This is a genomic window from Myroides marinus (genome assembly GCF_900109075.1).
Taxonomy (GTDB): Bacteria; Bacteroidota; Bacteroidia; order Flavobacteriales; family Flavobacteriaceae; genus Flavobacterium; species Flavobacterium marinum_A.
In genome coordinates this window covers 1-21,284 of the sequence record NZ_FNYS01000018.1, presented here as the reverse complement: position 1 = coordinate 21,284, position 21,284 = coordinate 1, and the positions used below count along the sequence as shown (strand labels likewise).

Below are 21,284 nucleotides of genomic sequence, written 5' to 3'. Positions count from 1 at the left end.
CGAGAGTTAGCCTATTAGAATTCTCTGAATTTACTCTTCTTCTTGTTGCCCCATCATCATTAGATATGCTTTTAAGAAGTTGTCAATTTCTCCGTTCATTACTGAATCTACATCTGTAGTTTCAAATTGTGTACGGACATCTTTAACTAATTTATAAGGATGCATCACGTAGTTTCTGATTTGCGATCCCCATTCTATTTTCTTCTTATTAGCTTCAATCTCATCTCGCATTGCTTGTTTCTTTTTAAGCTCAATTTCATATAATTGAGACTTTAAAAGTTGCATTGCTTTGGTCTTGTTGTCTAACTGAGAACGAGTTTCAGAGTTCTCAATGATGATTCCTGTAGGGTGGTGACGTAGACGTACAGCAGTTTCTACTTTATTTACGTTTTGCCCACCAGCTCCACTTGAACGCATTGTTTCCCAAGAAATGTCAGCAGGACTAATTTCAATCTCTATCGTATCATCCGCTAACGGGTATACATAGACAGATACAAATGAAGTATGGCGTTTAGCATTACTGTCAAATGGCGAGATACGAACTAGACGGTGTACACCGTTTTCTCCTTTTAAGTATCCAAATGCAAATTCTCCATCAAACTCTAAAGTAACTGTTTTTACTCCAGCAACCTCACCTGCTTGATAGTTTAGTTCTTTTACATTGACACCGTTCTTTTCTCCCCACATGATGTACATACGCATCAGCATAGCTGCCCAGTCACAACTTTCGGTACCACCAGCACCAGCAGTGATTTGAAGTACAGCACTCATGTTATCTCCTTCGTCTGAAAGCATATTTTTAAACTCTAGCTCCTCGATAATTTGCAAAGTTTTTTTATACTGCTCTACGACTTCTTCTTCAGTGTATTCACCTTCTGCATAGAACTCTAATAGAATCTTTAATTCTTCAAGATTAGCCATAGCAGATTCATAACCCTCTACCCATTTCTTTTTGGATTTGAGAGCTTTAACGATAATTTCTGCTTGTTTTGGATTATTCCAAAAATCAGGAGCAAATGTTTTTTCTTCCTCGTTAGTTATTTCGATAAGCTTCTTATCGATGTCAAAGATACCTCCTTAACGCACCAAGGCGATCAATAATATCCTTCTGTTGTTCTGTGGTTACCATAATTTTTAATACTTTTATAGCACAAAAATACTTATTCCTATCAATTTATGGAAATTAATTTAATCAGTGATACAATCACTAAGCCTACACCTGAAATGTTGAATTACATGATGAAAGCTAGGGTAGGGGATGATGTTTACAAGCAAGATGGAAGTACCAATGAATTAGAAATTGCTGTTGCTGAGTTGTTTGGGATGGAAGAAGCCCTTTTTTTTCCTTCTGGAACTATGGCTAATCAAGTAGCAATTAAGCTACATACTCAGCCTGGTGATCACTTAATCTGTGACAGAAGTTCTCATATTAATATGTTTGAAGGTGGAGGAGTTGCAGTTCACAGTGGTGTGAGTTGTGCCTTAATCGATGGAGATAGAGGACGTATAACAGCAGAACAGGTTTTAGAAAATTACAATGATCCTAATAATATTCATTTGCCATTAACGAAGTTAGTATGTATAGAGAATACAACTAACCTAGGAGGTGGTGCTTGTTATGAGTTAAACGAATTAGAACGCATACGTGAGGTGTGTAATGAAAAAGGTCTAAAGATGCACTTAGATGGAGCTAGATTGTGGAATGCTTTAGTGGCAAAATCTCAACACCCTAGTCAGTTTGGAGCGTTGTTTAATACTATATCAGTTTGTTTTTCTAAGGGCTTAGGTGCTCCAGTAGGTTCTGTTTTACTTGGATCTAAAGAAGATATTAAGAAAGCAATACGTCTTCGCAAGTTAATGGGAGGAGGAATGCGCCAAATAGGATACTTAACTTCAGCAGCTTTGTTTGCTCTTAAGAATAATGTTGGGCGTCTACAGAGAGACCACTTTAGAGCTAAACAAATAGAGATGGTTCTAAATAAAAAGATTTGGATAGATGAAGTACTACCTGTTCAAACGAATATTATAGTTTTTAAACTAAGAGATATCGCTCAAAATAGAGTGTTTATTGAGAAATTAAAACAAAAGAATATTTCTATTAGTGATATGGGCGGTGGATGGCTTCGTATGGTTACACATTTAGACTATCGCGAGGTAATGCATGAGTATGTAATGGAGGCTTTATCTAAATTGGAACTATAATTGCTTTGTTATTAGAGGTCTTTTTATTTAAGATATTTTATGTTTTAGATGTCAGAAATTGGATTACCTTTGTTTAGAATTAAATTAAATAATGGAGAAGTTAAAACAGCGTTGGGGACTTAAGTCAAATTTTCAAGTATTTATTATACTTACCGTTTTTGCTATTACTGGTTCAACGGCAGCATATATTGCAAAACCAATTCTTAGTTATTTAGGAATTACAAAAGATGTAATGCATCCTGTTTTCTTTTGGATATTATATGTTTTGATCATATTCCCAATATATAAGGTTATTTTAGTATGTGTTGGAACACTATTTGGACAACGTGAGTTTTTCTGGAACTTTGTGAAGAAGATGATGAAGAATATGGGAATGGGGTTCTTGTTTCCAAAAGAGAAAAAACAAGAGAATAATTAATTACGCATTGAAATAAATATAAAATAGGCTACCCACAGGTAGCCTATTTTTTTATCTAAAATCACAAGGGATGTTATTTTAATATTATAAAGTTTGATGTAATCCTATTCTGTTGCCTTCACTGTCTTTAAATTCTGCTACTGCAAACCCTAATTCTTTATGTATATTTATTGGGAACAAGACCTCGGCTCCTATAGATTGTGCACACTCTAGAGTTTGTTGTATATCAGTAGTGTTTAGATAGAGTAAGATTCCATTTACAGTTGGTTTGTAAATTTCTCCCTTGACTAAAGCTCCCGTAATCCCTCTGTGGGTATTATTAAAGGGAAAATAAGCCATATCTAGGTCGTCGAATACTTCTTGTTCAAAAGAAAAATTAAAGACTGTAGAATAGAATTTAATAGCTCTAACTAAATCAGTAACAGGAATTTCAAAATATACAGCTGGATTACTCATATAAGTGATATTACTTAGTTTTTATGAATGATAAAAATACAAGGTCTTTTGTGTAGATCTTCTTTTGTGTTTTTCCACTGAGCAGCTGGTTTAGTTTGTATAAACTCAGTTTCTAATGTTATATCACAAGCTACACATACTAATGTGTTAGGATTAAGTATCTGTACCATATCTTGTAACAATTGATTGTTTCTGTATGGAGTTTCTATAAATAGTTGAGATTGATTCTTTTCTTGTGATAATCTTTCTAAGGCTTTAAGTGTACTTTTCTTATCACTTTTATCAATAGGTAAGTATCCGTTAAAAGCAAAACTCTGTCCATTCATTCCAGATGCCATAACAGACAGTAGGATAGAAGATGGTCCAACTAATGGAGTTACTTTTATATTTCTTTTATGTGCTAAGTCTACAATAACGGCACCAGGATCCGCTACACCAGGACATCCTGCTTCGCTCATAACACCAACACTTTTACCTTCTAGTAAAGGTTTGATATATTCTTTGTATTCACTAGTTTCCGTGTGTTTATTAAGAGGGAATAAGATAAGTTCAGATTGTTTCTTTTCAGGGCAGATACTTTTGATAAATCTTCTAGCTGTCTTTTCGTTTTCTACGATAAAGATATCTAGCATTTCTATAGCACGCTTTACAGTCTGAGGTAAGACGTCCATAGGATTAGTAGTTTCTCCTAAAGTAATAGGGATAAGGTAAAGTGTACCTGTAGGTATAGCGTTTGTCATTTTATTTAATCTGTGATATAAAAGACAAAGGTAAAAATAAAGACTAGTACAAAAAAGAAAAGGAAGAAAATGACTTTCTTCCTTTTACTTACATATATCTAAGATTTTAAATCTTTGGCTATTACATTACAAACTTCGTCCAGTAATTGGTAAACGTGTTCAAAACCGTCTTCTCCACCAAAATAAGGATCTGGTACTTCTGCATTTTGACCAGGTGTGATTTCGTTTAAGATAAGTTTTACTTTACTTTTAGCTTCATTAGTAGGGGCTAGTTTAATTACATTGTCGTAATTAGATCTATCCATTACATAGATTCGGTCAAAAGTGTCAAAATCTTTTACTTTAAACTGTCTCGCACGTTGAGTAGTTAAATCAATATTGTATTTTTTAGCAACAGCTATTGATCGTTTATCTGGTTGACTACCTATATGCCAATCACCTGTACCCGCAGAGTCAACAAAAAAACTTTCTAATGAAAGCTTTGATTGTAATATTCCTTCTGCTAAAGGCGAACGGCAAATATTGCCTAAACAAACCATCAATACCTTTGTCATTACATACTGAATTTAATATTTATATCATCGTGGAATTTTTTGAATTCCTTATCCGTTTCTAATAAATTATCAACTGTCTTACATGCGTGTAATACTGTAGCGTGATCACGGTCACCTATTTGTGAACCAATCGTTGCTAAAGATGATTTAGTGTATTTTTTAGCAAAGAACATAGCTAGTTGTCTAGCTTGTACAATGTTTCTCTTTCTTGTCTTAGAACGAAGCGTTTCTGTATCCATTTGGAAATAATCAGAAACAATCTTCTGGATATAATCAATAGAGATTTCTCTCTTAACACTCTTCACAAACTTCTCAACAACTTGTCTTGCTAAGTCAATTGTTACTTCACGCTTATTGAATGAAGATTGAGCAATTAATGAAATGATAGCACCTTCTAACTCTCTAATATTAGAGTTAACATTTTTAGCTACATATTCGATTATTTCTTTAGGCATATTTACTCCATCGCGGAATAATATTCCTTCAACAATTTTTACTCTTGTTTCAAAGTCAGGGTGAGATATCTCTGCAGATAATCCCCATTTAAAACGAGATAAAAGACGTTGTTCGATATCTTGGATATCTACTGGTGCTTTATCAGAAGTAAGAATTACTTGTTTACCATTTTGGTGCAGGTGGTTGAAGATATGGAAAAACACATCTTGTGTACCAGACTTACCAGATAAGAATTGAATATCATCGACAATAAGTACATCTATTAATTGATAGAAGTAGATAAAGTCATTACGTGTATTCTTACGAACAGAGTCAATATATTGTTGAGTAAATACTTCAGCAGAAATATACAATACAGTTTTTTCTGGATAAAGTTCTTTAATCTCTACACCGATAGCGTGAGCTAAGTGAGTCTTTCCTAAACCTACACCTCCGAAGATAAGTAATGGGTTAAAAGAAGTTCCACCAGGCTTATTAGCTACAGCCATACCAGCAGAACGCGCCAATCTGTTTGAATCACCTTCTAAGAAGTTATCAAATGAATAATTTGAATTTAATTGTGATTCTATTTTTACGTTTCTGATTCCAGGAATTACAAAAGGGTTTTTTAATTCTGGATTTTTGTTTTGGATAGGTACATCTAACTCTTGAGGTTTTACAGGACCTCTTTGTGTACTTGGTAATTGTTCTGTATAAGGTTGTTTAGCTCCACTGGTTTTTTCCATTTGGATCTTATACAGTAATTTAGCGTCTGGTCCTAACTGTTTAGTTAGGGCAACTTTTAGGATTTTTACATAGTGTTCTTCCAACCACTCGTAAAAAAACTTACTAGGCACCTGAATATAAAGAGCATTCTCTGTAAGCTCAATAGCCTCGATAGGCATGAACCATGTCTTGAATGCTTGTTCTTGGATGTTATCCTTTATGAATTCAAGACAATTATTCCATACAGATTCTGCTGACTTAATTGTATTATCGTGCATTTTAGGTTAGAATTATAAAAACAGTTACTACTTTTGAGGAGATTTTCAAGGGGAGAAAAGCGCCTCTTATTACAGTGGCAAATATGTGAACAATTTTTGGGATAAAAAAACCTTTTTGTCATTGCAAAGTTTAAAATAATTTGTTAAGTATAAGAAAAAAAATAACTCACAAATTTTATTAGAGAGATTATGAAATATTTTGATTACAACGTTCGTGTACGTTACGCGGAGACCGATAAAATGGGGGTTGTGTACCATGGAAACTACGCGCAATACTTTGAAATTGGGCGAGTTGAGTGGCTTAGAAATTTAGGAATTTCGTATAAGAAAATGGAAGATTTAGGAGTGATGCTTCCAGTTGTTTCACTAACAATGAATTACAAAAAATCTGCCTATTATGATGATGATTTAACCATACGTACCATCTTTAAAAAGATGACTTCTGTGAAGATAGAATTTGACTACGAATTGTATAATCAGAATGGAGATTTATTAACAACAGGTAATTCAGTTTTGGTATTTGTGAATATGGAAACAGGTAGACCTATGGCTGCTCCACAATACGTTGTTGATAAAATAGCAACTATTGATTTATAATAAGGAGTTAATTTGGCTACATTATTGATAGTGATAGAAAGTTTATAGTTTCCTAAGTGAATTAAATATTGAGAAAAGAGTTCCGCTTAGGAGAGTATTACTGAAAACAAATAATTATATTTACAAAAAGATTTAATTTATGAAACCGAAATATTGGCTATTAGGTTTAGGAACCTTATTTTCTATTGGAACATTTGCACAGAAGCCACAATTAATCGATGGTAGAGTGCGTCTTTATGATGGAAAAGTGACACCTGTTACAATTAAGAATAAAAGAAGTGGTGAATTAACTAAGGCAGATAACCGTGGATACTTTATGGTAGAGGCTGCTATTGGTGATACTATTCATTTCTCAGATAAGAAACTTGCTTCTGTAAATTATATAATAGGTTCAGAGGATCTGAAGGCTAGTAGATTCAATGTATTAATGACTAAGAAAGGACAAGCTTTAGAAGAGATTGTTATTGTGCGTAAAGACTTTGGAGATGATTTCTTTGAAGGAGTTACTAATAAAGGAATGACTCGTGCTGAACGTAAGTACAAAAAGAATAATACAGTATTTGCTTCTACATCTAATTACGGAATGGGAATTAGTATTGATGCATTAGTAAATATGATTTCGGGACAGAAGAAGAAAGATAAACAAGATATTATCTACGAAAAACTTGACATGAAAGTGCAGAAGTTTTATGAAGATTACACTAGAGAAGAACTGTTACAAGATATGAAAGTACCTGAAGATAGAATAGATGCTTTCTTATACTACCTAGTGGCTCAACCTAGTTATGACAAGATAAAAGTAGAAAGAACAGAAAGCTTTCAATTGTATTTAGCTCAACAATATACAGATTTTGTAGGTTTTGTAGGACTAGATCAATAAGTCAAAATAGCATAAAAAAAGCAGTAACATTAGTTACTGCTTTTTTTATATCTTTTTATTTTGCTGTAGAATGAAATAAGAAATATCAAACAAAGCATCTTTTGTATATGCTTTTCGTCCATGAAATATAAATAACCATTCTTTCCACTGCGGCCATTGTGATTCTAATTGATAGTTAAACAAACTAGACTTTAGTAAACCATGTGTACTCTTTGGATATATCTTTATAACAGACATATTATCCTTTCTATTAGACGTATGCTCTTTATATAGCTGAGCATTAATCTCAGCAGGTACATTTAAATCATCTTCTCCCCATAATGCTAGTAATGGTCCCTGCATATTCTCTAGATCTTTACTTGCATCAGCTTTAAAATTACGGGCTATAAATAAAAATCTGTCTTTCTCTATTTCAGATTGTTGTATTAGGCTATCGTTAAAGTCGCAGAATAATTTGTTGTCCGCCTTATGTATAGAATCTACTTTTATATCTATAAGTTCTTCTGGATATCCCTCGGCTTCTAGACGTTTATGAGTATAATAGGCGCTTTGATCCATCCAATTAACTGCCCCTCCAATAATAACAGAGAAAGCAGGACGAGTAAGAATAGCTGCTTTAGGAATCACCCAACCTCCTTGAGAAAAACCCAAATAACCTATGTAATCAGGTGACACACCTTCGCGTTCCACTAGATAATTAAAAGCGTCTTTAGCCTCTATTGCTCTATCAGATATTGATTGTTTTAGCCAATTACCTTTACTATTATCTATACCCTTTTTATCCCAAGTCATAACAGCTATTCCTTGATTAAGTAGGTGATGTATTATTGGTAGATATCCCGAATTAGATGTTCTGTTTTGTGGACCATCTCCGTGAATAAATATAGCTACAGGAGTACTTTTGAGTATTCCTTTTTTAGGCATAAATAAAGTAGCAGATAACTCATCACCTTGAGAATGAAATAGTACTTCTTTTTGTTTCGTATCGGTTGTATCAAAGTCTTGACTACCTAATAAGAAAAAATAGAAGAATATAATCGTAAAGGTAACCAGGATAACTGCGATTATCTTCCAACGCATAGCTGTATATTTTTGTCAAATATAAATATGCTTTGGTCTAAAAAAGTAATAATCTAACTCAATAGTATTTTTTTTGTACTGAATCAACAGAAGAGTATATTTTTCTGTAATTATTAGTTGCTATAGGTATAGATTAGAGATGTTTATAGATAGTCCTTATCTGTTTCCTGAATAACTTTTACTTCATAGAATGGAACAAAAGCAGCTAGAGCTTGTTCATATTCGTTTTTGCGAATAGAAAGTTCTATCTCACAACTCATTTCCATTTTTTGGTTAAGTATGTTTAGATCTTTTTCTTTGATAACACGCATAACGTTGTTCATATCCTTGTATTCAAAACGAACTTTAAACTTCTTATCAATAGTCTTTTCTATGATGTCAGCTTCTTCCATTGCCATTTGAGCAGCAGCGCGATAAGCTGTGATTAATCCACCTACACCTAGCTTTATACCACCAAAGTAACGAACGACTACTATAAGTATGTCTGTAACGTCATATGATTGTATTTGTCCATAGATAGGAGCTCCAGCTGTATTACTAGGTTCTCCATCATCATTAGCACGATAATACACTTGTTCTGCACCTAGCTGAAAAGCATAACACCAATGGCGAGCATTATAGTGTTCTTTCTTAATGCGGTCTATAATTTCCTTTACTTCATCTTCATGTTGTATAGGAAATGCATAGCCAAAGAATTTACTATTTTTCTCTTTGTATAATACTTCTTCAGTTGGTTGACTTATTGTTTTATATGAATCTAATGCTTCTGCCATTATTTAGGGTATACTATTCTTAATTCGTTGTCTAAAATACGATGTTTTACTGCGTTATCAAATTCGGTTAGAACTGGAGCAGCAATACCATTACCTAGGATTGTTTCACCAGTGAATATTCTTGCCTCATCCCATAACTTAGCATCTATAAAACTCTGCAGTGTTTGAGTCCCTCCTTCAATAACAACAGACATAATATTGTGTTTGTACAATATATCTATAATTTGTTGAAGTAAGTTATCTGTAAAGTCTGCATATTCATAGACTAAGTTCTCTGTAGATACTAAGGATTGATCCGCAGTAATACAGATTGTCTTGACAGTTTCGGCCTTGATACTAAATGTATGATCTATCTTACCACTTCTATCTAAGAAGACGCGAATAGGGCTATCACCATACCAATCTCTGGTAGTCAAAGAGGGATTATCACTAAGCACTGTCTGGGTACCTACTAAAAAAGCCATTTCTTCACTTCTCCATTTGTGAACGAGTTGTTTAGAATAAGTATTTGATATCCAGAAAGGTCTGTGTGTATCTCTTGTAATAGGAGCTATAAAACCATCTTGAGACTCTGCCCATTTTAGAATAATATAGGGACGTTTCTTATTGTGAAAGGTAAAGAAGCGTTTGTTACTCTCTTGACACTCTTTTTCTAATACCTCTACAATTACCTCGACACCTGCATCGCGCATTTTTTGTATTCCTCTGCCACATACTTTAGCGAATGGATCTACTGTACCAATAACTACTTTAGGTATTTGTTTTTCGATAACTAAATCACAACAAGGAGGAGTTTTACCAAAGTGACTACACGGCTCAAGGCTCACATATAGAGTACTTTCTTTGAGCAGTTCTTGATTTTTTACAGAAGCTATAGCATTAGGTTCTGCGTGTGGTCCTCCATAAGGAGATGTAAAACCTTCTCCTATGATACGGCCGTTATGTACTACTACAGCTCCTACAGAAGGATTAGGCATAGCAGCATAAGTTCCTTGTAAGGCTAGTTGAATACAGCGAGAAATATATAATTCGTGTCTTTCCAAAATTGATAATAATGTATCTTTGAACAAAATTACGCTAAAACATTTGTTTTAATATAATAACTATGCAGATAAAGTATTACCAAACTTGTTTTAAAGATATGCTAACTCCTATATATGATAGTATGGAGGCAGAGCAACTTTTCTTAATTGCCCTTGAAGAGATAGAGGCAAAAACAAGAATAGACTTAATGATGAATCCTAACTTAGAAACTACGAAAACAGTGGTTTGGGAATCTGTATTAGATGAATTAGTAAAGGAAAAGCCAATACAGTATATCTTTGGAAATGCTTATTTCTACGGATTGACCTTTACAGTAAATGAACATACACTAATACCTCGTTCAGAAACAGAAGAATTAGTAGAGTGGATTATCAATAGTGTAGATCAATCTAAACCTATCCGTATTCTAGATATAGGAACAGGAAGTGGATGTATAGGAATTACCTTAGCCAATGAATTACCACTGGCTAGAGTTACTTTAATGGATGTGTCTGTCGGAGCATTAGAAACTGCGAAGAATAATGCAATAAAGAATGATGTGTCTGTAGAAACGATACTCCAAGATGTATTAGCATTAGATACCCTTAAAGATAAATATGATATCATAGTATCTAATCCTCCTTATGTCCGCAATCTAGAGAAAGTAGAGATTAAAAATAATGTATTAGACTATGAGCCTCATCTGGCTTTATTTGTAGAAGATAATGACCCTTTAATCTTTTATAGAAAGATAGCACAACTAGCTAATGACAACCTACAAGAAGGAGGGATGCTATTCTATGAAATCAATCAATATCTAGGAGAAGAGACAAAAGCTCTTTTTGAATCACACTCTTTTGTAGATGTAGAATTGCGAAAAGATATGTTAGGTAATGATAGAATGATTAAAGCTATTAAGCATAATTAAGATACAAAGTAAAATATACTCAAATAACAAAAGGCTGTCCGGGGAGACAGCCTTTTAGGTAATTGGTATTAGTGAGAATTTTAGTGAGAATGGCCTCCGCCACCTTCAGTTTTGATTAAATGGCTTTGGATATAATATGCGCCAGATAATACTATTTGACTATCTTTTGGGACTTGTTGTAAGATAGTTACTTGTGTGTATCCTAGTTCTGATACACCTGTTTTTGCTTCTATTCTTTGGAAGTGATATGATTTACCACCTTCTTCTTCGTGTGCATCTTCTAGTATGAAGATAAATTCACGGCCATCTGCTTTAACTATCGCTTCATTAGGTAGAGCATCTACTGTTTTCTCTCCTATGTGAACCAATGCATTTACATATAGGCCAGGAATTAATGTTTCAGGTACTTTATCAATATTAGCGTGAACTAAAACGGTCTTAGTTCCAGGTTCAAAAGATTTGTTGATACTAAAAATAGTAGCAGTTACTTCTGACTTATCAATATTGGTAAATGTGAACGATACTTTTTGACCCACTTTGATATACGGCATATCTTTTTCGTATACTAATAAGTCTAAGTGTATTTGCGAGTTGTCTACTATGGTGAATAAAGATTGCCCTGCCATTATGTTTGTACCTATCTTAACTGGGATAGTTGCTATGTTTCCAGATATAGGAGATACAATACGTAATGATTTAGAAATAGAACTTGGGGAAGAGTTTACTAAACTCAGTCTATTGCTTAGTGATTGATATCTTGCACGCTCTATGTTTAAGTCTGATTTAGTCTTCTGAAATGTCTTTTCAGAGTTTACATTCTCAGCTCTTAGTGTTTGCTGGCGTTTAAATTCTAATTCTAGATACTCTAATGTGTTTTTAGAGATAATGTATTCTTCTTGTAGCTGAATGTATTCAGGACTATCTATAGTCGCTATAGTTTGTCCTTTCTTTACATAGTCACCTAGGTTTACATTAATATTAGTAATCGTACCACTTAAGAAAGAAGACACATCAGCTTGGCTTTGAGCAGGTAATTCAGTTGTACCATTGATACGTACTACATCACTTAAGTTTTTTTGAAGTATTTGACCTAACTGTATTTTAGATGCGCTGTATTGAGCCTCATTAAGCTCTACTTCTTTGACATTAGTGTTAGTCTCTTCTTTAGCATTAGCTTCAGTAGTTACTTTTTCCTCTTTGTTTTCAGTTTCATCCTTCTTACAACTAAACAAAAGAATACTTGTTGCAAGGGATAAAAATATAATTGACTTTTTCATTTGTTTGATATTATTGGTTGACTAGATAATGAAGTGTATTATGGCTTAAGTTATACTGTAGAATAGCATCTAGATAATTCATCTGAATTGTTAGAGCGGTCTCCACAGATTGGATGTATTCCACATAAGATATATCTCCATTATTATATGATTTCTTAGCGTGATCTTTAATAAGCGCAGCATTCTTTAAAGCATTCTCTTGATAGTAATCGATTACTTTTTCTTGAGCTTTAATAATGTCAAACTGTTGTTGTACGTTTTCTTCTAGTTGTTTGTGTAAGTACTCTTTTTGTATGGTTGCTTGCTGTACCTCATACTTCATCGCTTTAATCTTTGCATTCTGACTACCAAAGAAGATAGGAATAGAGATTCCAACAGAATAACTAGGGATACGCAAGTCCTTACCATACGTAACAGGTACGCCATTACTACCTATACTTGTACCAGAGTCAGATCTAATACTATAACCAATAGAAAAGTCAGGTAATAAGTTTGCTTTTTCTAGTTTTCTATTAGCTTCTATAGTTTCAATCTCTTTTTCAGCTAACTGTATAGTATTATTAAGGTTTAGATCAAATGAAGTATCAGCATCGTGTTTATCATATACAATAGATGGGCTAACAGGGACAAAGTCCTCTTCTAAGTTAAGAAGTGCTTTAAGTTTAGAAGTTTCGTTATCTATTAACGTCTTGTTCTGTGTAATTAAAACTCTTAATTCTTGTTCTTTAGCAGAGGCAACATTGCTTTCCATTAATGTACTTTCTCCAGTTTCGTATCTTAGCCTAGCTGACTTAGAGAAATCCTTTAATAAATCAGCTTGTTCTTTAAGCAAGACATCTTTAGATAGACCGTATAATAGGTTTTCCCAAGCTTGTTTTACAGCATAGTCTGTGACTATAACAGTACCTTGTTGTTGTAACACAGCTGTTTCATAAGATTTATTCAATGCAGATTTCTTCTTTCCATAAGTAAAAGGCGAAAAAGACTGTGTAACAGATAGGTTGATATCTGTTTTATCTTTTGAATCTAAATGCCCAAAACCTGTAGATATATCTGTCTTAGCTAGATCTAAGTAAGTACCTGTCATTTGCTTTTGTGCCTTAGTATTATACTCAGCTGCTTTAATACCTTTATTGTTTTCTACACTTAATTGTAGAGCCTCTTCTAAAGTTAGTTTTCTAACATCTTGTGCTTGCACTCCTAAACCAATTAATAATAGTAGAGTAGAAGCTATGATTGTTTTATTCTTTTTACCTATTCCCAATCCTTTTTCTTCATAGTAATAGATAATAGGTAGTACAATCAACGTTAGAATAGTAGCAGATATTAATCCACCTATTACTACCGTAGCTAGTGGTTTTTGTACCTCTGCACCGGCACTAGTACTTAATGCCATAGGTAAGAAACCTAGAGAAGCTACCATCGCTGTCAGTAGTACAGGACGCAGACGTATCTTAGTCCCTTCTATTATTCTTTCATATAAATCCATACCTTCTTTTTTTAGTTGATTAAACTGGCCGATAAGTACAATACCATTTAGTACAGCTACTCCGAAGAGAGCTATAAATCCTACCCCCGCAGAAATACTAAAAGGCATATCTCTTAGCCATAATGCAGCTACTCCACCTATAGCAGATAAAGGAATAGCAGTGAATATCATCAGTGATTGCTTAGTAGATTTAAATGTAAAATACAGCAACACAAATATTAATGCTAAAGCTACTGGTACCGCTACCATTAGACGGTTAGTTGCTTCAACTAAGTTTTCGAACTGTCCTCCATAAGTAATAAAGTATCCATCAGGCATATCTAATTTCTTATCTAGAATAGCTTGTATATCGTTTACTACGCTTTTTACATCTCGTTCGCGTACATTAAATCCAAGCACAATACGTCTTTTTCCATCCTCTCTACTGATTTGTTGAGGACCATCTTCATAATCAATATTTGCTATTTGTCCTAGTGGTATTTGTTGACCATTAGCTAGGGGAATAAACATATTTCTCAAGTTTTCAATGTCTTGTCTAGACCCACTATCTAAGCGGACTACTAGATCAAACCTTTTCTCTCCTTCATATACCACACCTGCAGTCTCTCCTGCAAAACCAGCTCTAACCACTTGACTAATCTCAGAAATAGTTAATCCATAAATAGCTAGTTTATCTTGATCATACTTAATAGATATTTGTGGTAATCCACTAACGCGCTCTAGTTTAGTACTAGCAACACCAGGAACATCATTGATAAGACCATTTATCTCATCACCTATACTAGCTAGGCGATCTAAGTCATCACCAAATACTTTAATTGCAACATCACTTCTCACACCAGTCATTAATTCGTTAAAACGCATCTGAATAGGTTGAGAGAATTCTGTAGTCACACCAGGTATCTCCTCTAGTGCATGTTCCATTTTAGAGATTAGTTCTTCTTTTGTTTTGGCAGAAGTCCACTCTTTTTTCTCTTTAAGAATAATGATCATATCCGCAGCTTCCATTGGCATCGGGTCAGTAGGAATCTCTGCGCTACCGATTTTAGAGATAACCATTTTTACCTCAGGGAAGCGTTCTTTTAATATTTGCTCTGCTTTAGTTGTTGTTTCTATCTCTTGAGATAAAGAACTTCCTGAAGAAATAATTACGTGTGTAGCTAAGTCTCCTTCATCTAGAGTAGGGATAAACTCTCCTCCCATACGCCCAAAAACAACTAGTGCAATAGCAAATAGTCCAAAAGCAATACCAAGTACTATTCTTTTTGCTTTAAAAGCTCCTTCTAATATTGGTTTGTACCAGCTATATAGTTTATCAATAATTTTATCACTAAAGTTTGGTTTCTCTTTTCCTGCCTTCTTAGATAGGAATAAGGAAGAAGCCATAGGTACATAAGTAAGCGATAAGATAAAGGCTCCTAGAATAGCAAATGATACAGTCATAGCCATCGGTCCGAACATTTTACCTTCAATACCTGTTAACGCAAGGATAGGTAAGTATACAATCAAGATAATAATCTCTCCAAAAGAAGCACTTGTTCTTATTTTAGAAGAAGCTGCATATACCTCGTCATTTATCTCATCTTGTGTCAATGTCCTATTCTTTCCTGCGTGGAGTCGATGTACGATGGCTTCTACTATAATTACAGCCCCATCGACAATTAAACCAAAGTCAATAGCTCCTAAGCTCATTAGGTTACCACTAACTCCGAACATTTTCATCATAGAGATAGCAAATAATAAGGCTAACGGAATTACAGAGGCTACGATAAGTCCTGCTCTCCAGTTACCTAATAGTAGCACTAATACGAATACTACGATTAAGGCACCCTCTATAAGGTTAGTTTGAATAGTGCTAACTGTTTTGTCAATTAGTTTTGTTCTATCTATAAATGGTTCGATAGCAACCCCTTCAGGTAAAGACTTTTCTATTTGAGTCATACGCTCCTTTACAGCCTTTACTACTTCTTGAGTATTGGCATCTTTAAGCATCATCACCATTCCGCTTACATCTTCCCCTTTTCCGTCCTTAGTTACAGCACCATATCGGATACTGCTACCGATGCGTACATCAGCTACATCTCGGATTAGTACAGGAGTACCATTATTAGTCTTAACTACAATACGCTGTATATCTTCGATACTTTTAACCATACCTACACTACGGATAAAGTAAGCGTATGGTTTCTTATCAATATAAGCACCTCCAGTATTCTCATTATTGGCTTCTAATGCATCAAATATTTCTAGTATAGAAGTATTCATACTGTTTAGAAGATCTGGTTTTACAGCTATTTCATATTGTTTTAATTGTCCTCCCAAAGTGTTTACTTCAGCTACTCCTTTTACTCCCACTAGTTGTGGCTTGATGATCCAATCTTGTATAGTACGCAGACTCATACTGTTGTATTTATCTTCATATCCCTCTTTTGGATAAACTACATATTGGTATATTTCCCCTAATCCTGTACTCACAGGAGCTAGTTCAGGAGTACCCACACCCTTAGGGATTACTTCTTCTGCTGTTTTTAGTTTTTCTGATATTTGATTACGAGCCCAGTAGATATCAGTATCTTCTGTAAATACTACAGTAATCACACTTAATCCAAATCTACTTATAGAGCGAAGCTCTGTAATATTAGGAATAGGTTTCACTGCCTGTTCTATCGGATAAGTGATAAATTGTTCTACTTCTTGTGTTGCTAATGTAGGCGAAGAAGTAATGATTTGAACTTGATTATTGGTAATATCTGGCTGAGTATCCATCGGTAAGTTCATCAGCGAGTATGTCCCAAGAGTGATTAACCCAAGAACAAATAGTCCAATGATAAACTTATTACGGATACTAAAATGTATGATCTTATCTAACATATAGTATTTGTATTAAAAGTATGTTGAGATATAAAGTAATATTAAGCTTATCTGTATATCTGAAAAGTAGAGATACAACAAGTGCTTATAGGTTATAGTCAACCTTATAAATCAACGGGTATAAATAAATGGTAGCCATTCTTCTAATGAGAATTAGAGAATGTAAATAAAAATAGTCTTATGCAACTATCTTAGGCGGTTGCCAAATAGGGTATTCCATTCTTATCACAGTTTCTTTGTGATAGATTGGTGTTTTTAGAATTACTACTGTAGGAGTAAAATCAATGATAGTAATAACATCAGCAACTGTTAAAGCAACAGCACAACAAGAACAACTACAAAGAGGTGAACATAAATCGTGTTGGTAATCTAAATCAGCTTGTTCAACAGTAGTTAAATGAGTAGATTCTATATTTTGAGAAACAAGCACACCCGCATAACTATCCGCACAAGGATAGAAGCTTATCGCTAAAAAGATTAGCGATAGAAGTAGGTTTAATATGCTTTTGAATTGTTTCATAGGACAAATATAGAATAAAAGGATGAAATGTTAAAGTACAATGTAATGATTGATTACTCTTTGCAATGCTGTTGCATTACCAGAACATCTCTTTTATCATACTAGTTATGGGACAAAGATATTGCTTTAAAGAATATATTCGCAATTTTTGAGTTGTACTATTTAGTTTAGATGTTGTTCTATTTATTCTAAAAAATACTTTTAACAAAAGTTTTCAACTAATTCATTATCAAAACTCTAAATTAGTAATAACTAAAAAAAAAGTAATTATGAGTAATCAAGTAAAGTCAAGTATTAAAACTATAAACCCTACTACAGGGAAAGAAGAAAAAGTGTATCTAGTTATGTCTGCTGAGCAAGTAGATCAAATCTTAACTAAAGCTGATAAAACCTTCAAGACTTGGGGAAAAACAACCATTAAAGAAAGAGCAGCTATTATCCATAAAGTAGCAAATGCATTTAGAACACGTAAAGAAGAGTTAGGTGCTTTAATCACTCGCGAGATGGGAAAATTGCACAAAGAAGGAATAGGAGAAGTGCTATTATGTGCTGATATATTTGACTTCTATGCAGATAATGCGGAGACATTATTAGCAGATGAGAAGATTAAAACTCCACATGGAGAAGCTTTTATTAGCAAGGAACCTATTGGTACTATCTTGAGTGTACAGCCTTGGAACTTCCCGTTCTATCAAATCACACGTTCTGCTGCACCTAATTTAATGGCAGGAAATACGATGGTGTTAAAGCATGCTTCTAATATCCCTCAATGTGCGGAGATTATGGAAGTTATCTTTAAAGAGTGTGGACTACCAGATGGTGTATACACTAATCTTTTCGTGCCAGGGGCGTCTATCGAAGCAATTATCGGTGACCCACGAGTAAAAGCTGTTGCTTTTACAGGTAGTGAACCAGCAGGGTCTAGCGTAGCTGCCGCGGCGGGTAAACATATTAAGAAAACAACCCTTGAACTGGGAGGTAGTGATGCATTTGTAGTATTAGACGATGCAGATATTAATAAAGCAGTTAAAGGTGCTGTAGAGGGTAGACTGTGGAATGCTGGTCAGGTGTGTGTATCTCCTAAGCGATTAATAGTAGATAAGAAATTAGCGAAAGCGTTTATTGATGGAGTAGTAGAGCAAGTGAAGAAAGTAAAAGTAGGTGATCCTATGCAAGACGACACTCAATTAGCTCCTCTAAGTAGTGAGAAGGCGAGAGAAGATGTCTTAAAGCAAGTTAATAAAGCAGTAGAGCAAGGTGCAAAATTGGTTTATGGAGGACATAAATTAGATAGAGATGGATGGTTTATGGAACCTACTATCCTAACAGGTATCAAGAAAGGGATGGATGCATATAGTGAAGAGATATTTGGTCCTGTATTTATGATTTATGAAGTGGAAAATGAAGCAGAAGCTATTGCATTGGCTAATGATACAGAGTACGGATTAGGAGGAAGTGTGTTTACCGAAAATAAAGAAAGAGGTATCAAAGTTGCTCGTCAGATAGCAACAGGTATGGTGTACATTAACCACGTAACAGGTATCTCACCAGAACTTCCATTCGGTGGAACTAAGAAGTCTGGATATGGAAGAGAACAAGCAAAATATGGTATCCATGAATTCGTAAACGAGAAATTAATCAGAGTAACTGATATTGATAAAGCTTATTAGTAGTAATAAGAGTTTTTAATTGTTTAAGTTGAGGATGTTCATTTATTTGGGCATCCTCTTTTTTTTTGTATTTCCATCGTCAATATCCAGTAGACGCAAAGTGTTTTTAGTTTCTTATATGTGTTGTTTAAACCATCAAAGATTACCATATACAACTAAGTAATAAGCGTAATTACATTTATCCTCTAACCATTCTATTAGTTCAGCTTTAAATCTTTCGATTGTGCCATTCATTGTAGGTAGGTTACTGATATTTTGAATTATTCGGTTGATAGCTTCTTTATTGTAATAATTGTGCCCACAGCTATCAAAAGGCTCTTCTTCACACGTATTAGCAAAGATGTTTTTTACGTAGTCAAAATCAGAAGTAGGAATAAAAGCATCATTTCGTTTGACAGTCTTGTAGTATTCTCCATTCTCTTTTTCAGGCCAGAGTATGAAACCTATCTCATTTTTTGGTTTCGGATTATTTCTTGTAGTAATAATTACTTGAAGATTATTGATTTCGTGGATTGCTTTATCTATATCATATTGGTTCTTTTGATAGTATGTCTGGGCTATAGATTTATCACAATCAGTTTGATTTACTATTTCTAAAATATTGGATTGATGAAATTCTTGTATACAAAGATCTATATCTCCATTGTGTTGTTTGAGCAGTTGAATTGCTACTGCTAAAGGAATCGCTATTTTTTCTCTTAGTATTTTTAGATTGTCAAGTGTCATTATTGAATAAATTGAACTACTAATTACAAAAGTATTGAAATCAAGTAAATAAAAAATCCCTACAAATATTTTGTTATTTCAATAACGTATCGTAATATTGCGATGTGTTAATTAAGCAATAATATGGGAATTACAAAGGCAGAGTTATTTAGCGATAAGAAGAATAGACTGGCTAATATGTTTAAGGTACTAGGGCATCCTGCTCGTGTGGCTATATTACAGTATATCATTAATCAGAAAGCCTGTATTTGTAGTGACTTAGTAGAAGAATTAGGGTTGGCTCAAGCTACTATTTCTCAACATTTAAAAGAATTGAAGAACATCGGAATTATAAAAGGTAATGTAGAAGGAAAGTCTGTGTGCTACTGTATAGATGAAGTTGTATGGAATGAGTTTGCACAAGAGTTTGGTATGTTCTTTTCACAAACTATACAAAATAACGAATGCTGTTAAGGCATTTTTTTTAAAACAACGTATCGTAATATTACGATTATTAATAAGTATAAACTGTAACAATATGAAATTATCAGAAGTAAAAAGCGCATTGACAGCTATGCAAGATGTCGTGTTTAAGTTAGAGAATGGAAGTGTAGTGCCTGCTCACTTTCATATCACAGAAGTAGGACAGATTGATAGAAATTTTATCGACTGTGGAGGAACCATTAGAAAAGATCAGAAAGTAAACTTCCAATTATGGATAGCTGATGATTATGATCATCAATTAAAGGCAGAGAAGCTTTTAAACATAATAGAGTTGTCAGAGAGATTATTAGGAATCAAAGATGGTGAAGTAGAGGTAGAGTATCAGCGCGAGACTATCGGTAAGTACAACCTTGCTTTGGACAAAGAGTCGAATGTATTTATCTTAGAGAATACAATGACAGCTTGTTTAGCAGAAGAGGCTTGTGGTTTTCCACAAAAAAGTGAGGAGGTAAATAGTGATAATACTGGTTGTTGTACTCCAGGTTCCGGATGTTGTTAAACCTAAAAAAGTAATTTTTTATGTATCCTACTCTATTTAATACTATAGAACAGTCTATAAATAAGGTATTTATATCAGAAGAACGAAAAGAGTTATTACAACCTTTAATATACTATATACAAGGAAAGGTTACTTCTAAAGAACCTGTACAATTAAACTTTATTTGCACTCATAATTCTCGTAGAAGTCATCTTGCTCAAATTTGGGCAGAAGTAGCTATTAATTACTTTAGTATTCCATCTATAATGTGTTATTCTGGGGGTACAGAAGAAACCGCATTATATCCAACAATTATATTAGTATCTGAAGTTTCGCACCCAAAACTGGGGCTTATAGAAGTGAAAAAATAGCATGTAAACCAAGGTAATCCCTTGGTTTTATTGTATCTTTAAGTTACGACACACAAAGTACAAAACATGCTACAATACGAAGATATTACTAAAGTTCAAGAAATAAAAGGAAAGTTCAAAAAGGTTTGGTTGAGTTCTGAATATTTAAATTCACATTTAAACATATTAGGCTTTAATAAGATAACAAAACAGTTTGATTGGTGTAAAAAATCGGGTTATACATTTAAGGACTTAATTTCCATACTTTTAATACTTCCCATTATCGGTATTAGTTCTGTGTTTTCTTTATCTAAGAATAAAGACGCTGAT

The 21,284-nt window shown here is 33.9% G+C and carries 21 protein-coding genes and 1 pseudogene; 10 read left to right on the top strand and 12 right to left on the bottom strand.

Annotated elements, in window-relative coordinates; translation table 11 throughout:
- Positions 1-30 precede the first annotated feature (30 nt).
- Positions 31-1,129 (bottom strand): peptide chain release factor 2 gene (gene prfB / locus BMX53_RS14800; protein WP_116355039.1). Its coding sequence is split into 2 segments (ribosomal slippage): positions 31-1,065 and positions 1,067-1,129, totalling 1,098 coding nucleotides; the frame shifts between segments, so codons are not numbered across the junction.
- Positions 1,130-1,176: 47 nt separating this feature from the next.
- On the opposite strand from prfB, the gene BMX53_RS14795 reads away from it, so the two are divergent.
- Positions 1,177-2,202, top strand: coding sequence for a threonine aldolase family protein (locus tag BMX53_RS14795; RefSeq protein WP_074747267.1), 1,026 nt, complete (start codon positions 1,177-1,179; stop codon positions 2,200-2,202).
- 91 nt (positions 2,203-2,293) lie between these two features.
- Positions 2,294-2,620: a DUF6787 family protein gene (locus BMX53_RS14790; protein WP_038988443.1), complete on the top strand. Its 327-nt coding sequence runs from the start codon at positions 2,294-2,296 to the stop codon at positions 2,618-2,620.
- 84 nt (positions 2,621-2,704) lie between these two features.
- Here the strand turns inward: BMX53_RS14790 and BMX53_RS14785 are convergent, their stop codons facing one another.
- From BMX53_RS14785 to dnaA, 4 genes are all read right to left on the bottom strand, one after another.
- A complete protein-coding gene (locus BMX53_RS14785) occupies positions 2,705-3,076 on the bottom strand; it encodes a VOC family protein (RefSeq protein WP_038988442.1) in 372 nt (123 codons plus the stop codon).
- A 14-nt stretch (positions 3,077-3,090) separates the two neighbouring features.
- The gene (locus tag BMX53_RS14780; RefSeq protein ID WP_038988441.1) at positions 3,091-3,816 is read right to left on the bottom strand and encodes an SAM-dependent methyltransferase; all 726 of its coding nucleotides are present in this window, start codon (positions 3,814-3,816) and stop codon (positions 3,091-3,093) included.
- Between the two features lie 98 nt (positions 3,817-3,914).
- Positions 3,915-4,370: a low molecular weight protein-tyrosine-phosphatase gene (locus BMX53_RS14775; protein WP_063175503.1), complete on the bottom strand. Its 456-nt coding sequence runs from the start codon at positions 4,368-4,370 to the stop codon at positions 3,915-3,917.
- On the bottom strand, positions 4,370-5,809 hold the full coding sequence (dnaA, locus tag BMX53_RS14770) for a chromosomal replication initiator protein DnaA (protein ID WP_038988439.1): 1,440 nt from the start codon (positions 5,807-5,809) through the stop codon (positions 4,370-4,372). Before dnaA ends, BMX53_RS14775 begins: the two co-directional genes overlap by 1 nt.
- Positions 5,810-5,998: 189 nt before the next feature.
- Between dnaA and BMX53_RS14765 the strand changes: the two genes are divergently transcribed.
- Entirely contained in the window at positions 5,999-6,406 is a 408-nt protein-coding gene (locus BMX53_RS14765; RefSeq protein WP_063175504.1) for an acyl-CoA thioesterase, read from the top strand.
- A gap of 139 nt (positions 6,407-6,545) precedes the next feature.
- Positions 6,546-7,286 carry a hypothetical protein gene (locus tag BMX53_RS14760; RefSeq protein WP_063175505.1) on the top strand — a complete coding sequence of 247 codons (741 nt, stop codon included), beginning with the start codon at positions 6,546-6,548 and terminating at the stop codon, positions 7,284-7,286.
- Positions 7,287-7,331: 45 nt separating this feature from the next.
- Here the strand turns inward: BMX53_RS14760 and BMX53_RS14755 are convergent, their stop codons facing one another.
- The 3 genes from BMX53_RS14755 to ribD form a co-directional block, all read right to left on the bottom strand.
- Positions 7,332-8,366, bottom strand: a complete 1,035-nt coding sequence (locus BMX53_RS14755) for an alpha/beta hydrolase family protein (RefSeq protein WP_063175506.1) — start codon at positions 8,364-8,366, stop codon at positions 7,332-7,334.
- 143 nt (positions 8,367-8,509) lie between these two features.
- Complete coding sequence (locus tag BMX53_RS14750; RefSeq protein WP_063175507.1) at positions 8,510-9,139, bottom strand: IMPACT family protein; 630 nt, start codon at positions 9,137-9,139, stop codon at positions 8,510-8,512.
- Positions 9,139-10,209, bottom strand: coding sequence for a bifunctional diaminohydroxyphosphoribosylaminopyrimidine deaminase/5-amino-6-(5-phosphoribosylamino)uracil reductase RibD (gene ribD, locus BMX53_RS14745; protein WP_063175508.1), 1,071 nt, complete (start codon positions 10,207-10,209; stop codon positions 9,139-9,141). The genes BMX53_RS14750 and ribD overlap by 1 nt, the downstream gene beginning before the upstream one ends.
- A gap of 35 nt (positions 10,210-10,244) precedes the next feature.
- Here ribD and prmC point away from each other — a divergent pair, with 35 nt between their 5' ends.
- The gene (prmC, locus tag BMX53_RS14740; RefSeq protein WP_038987455.1) at positions 10,245-11,090 is read left to right on the top strand and encodes a peptide chain release factor N(5)-glutamine methyltransferase; all 846 of its coding nucleotides are present in this window, start codon (positions 10,245-10,247) and stop codon (positions 11,088-11,090) included.
- An 80-nt stretch (positions 11,091-11,170) separates the two neighbouring features.
- Here the strand turns inward: prmC and BMX53_RS14735 are convergent, their stop codons facing one another.
- The 3 genes from BMX53_RS14735 to BMX53_RS14725 form a co-directional block, all read right to left on the bottom strand.
- On the bottom strand, positions 11,171-12,367 hold the full coding sequence (locus tag BMX53_RS14735; RefSeq protein ID WP_063175509.1) for an efflux RND transporter periplasmic adaptor subunit: 1,197 nt from the start codon (positions 12,365-12,367) through the stop codon (positions 11,171-11,173).
- Between the two features lie 10 nt (positions 12,368-12,377).
- A complete protein-coding gene (locus BMX53_RS14730; RefSeq protein ID WP_074747265.1) occupies positions 12,378-16,727 on the bottom strand; it encodes a CusA/CzcA family heavy metal efflux RND transporter in 4,350 nt (1,449 codons plus the stop codon).
- Between the two features lie 178 nt (positions 16,728-16,905).
- A complete protein-coding gene (locus tag BMX53_RS14725) occupies positions 16,906-17,247 on the bottom strand; it encodes a DUF6660 family protein (protein WP_074747263.1) in 342 nt (113 codons plus the stop codon).
- Between the two features lie 269 nt (positions 17,248-17,516).
- Here BMX53_RS14725 and BMX53_RS14720 point away from each other — a divergent pair, with 269 nt between their 5' ends.
- Entirely contained in the window at positions 17,517-18,917 is a 1,401-nt protein-coding gene (locus BMX53_RS14720; RefSeq protein WP_074747261.1) for an NAD-dependent succinate-semialdehyde dehydrogenase, read from the top strand.
- 135 nt (positions 18,918-19,052) lie between these two features.
- Here BMX53_RS14720 and BMX53_RS14715 read toward each other — a convergent pair whose 3' ends face one another.
- Positions 19,053-19,643 carry a hypothetical protein gene (locus BMX53_RS14715; protein WP_074747259.1) on the bottom strand — a complete coding sequence of 197 codons (591 nt, stop codon included), beginning with the start codon at positions 19,641-19,643 and terminating at the stop codon, positions 19,053-19,055.
- A gap of 123 nt (positions 19,644-19,766) precedes the next feature.
- On the opposite strand from BMX53_RS14715, the gene BMX53_RS14710 reads away from it, so the two are divergent.
- The 4 genes and pseudogenes from BMX53_RS14710 to BMX53_RS14695 form a co-directional block, all read left to right on the top strand.
- Positions 19,767-20,096, top strand: coding sequence for an ArsR/SmtB family transcription factor (locus BMX53_RS14710; protein WP_074747257.1), 330 nt, complete (start codon positions 19,767-19,769; stop codon positions 20,094-20,096).
- 64 nt (positions 20,097-20,160) lie between these two features.
- A complete protein-coding gene (locus BMX53_RS14705; RefSeq protein ID WP_074747255.1) occupies positions 20,161-20,625 on the top strand; it encodes a DUF6428 family protein in 465 nt (154 codons plus the stop codon).
- A gap of 20 nt (positions 20,626-20,645) precedes the next feature.
- Positions 20,646-20,975 (top strand): hypothetical protein, encoded by a 330-nt coding sequence (locus BMX53_RS14700; protein WP_074747253.1) that lies wholly within the window; start codon positions 20,646-20,648, stop codon positions 20,973-20,975.
- A gap of 66 nt (positions 20,976-21,041) precedes the next feature.
- A pseudogene (locus BMX53_RS14695) lies at positions 21,042-21,284 on the top strand (IS4 family transposase); the annotation flags it as partial.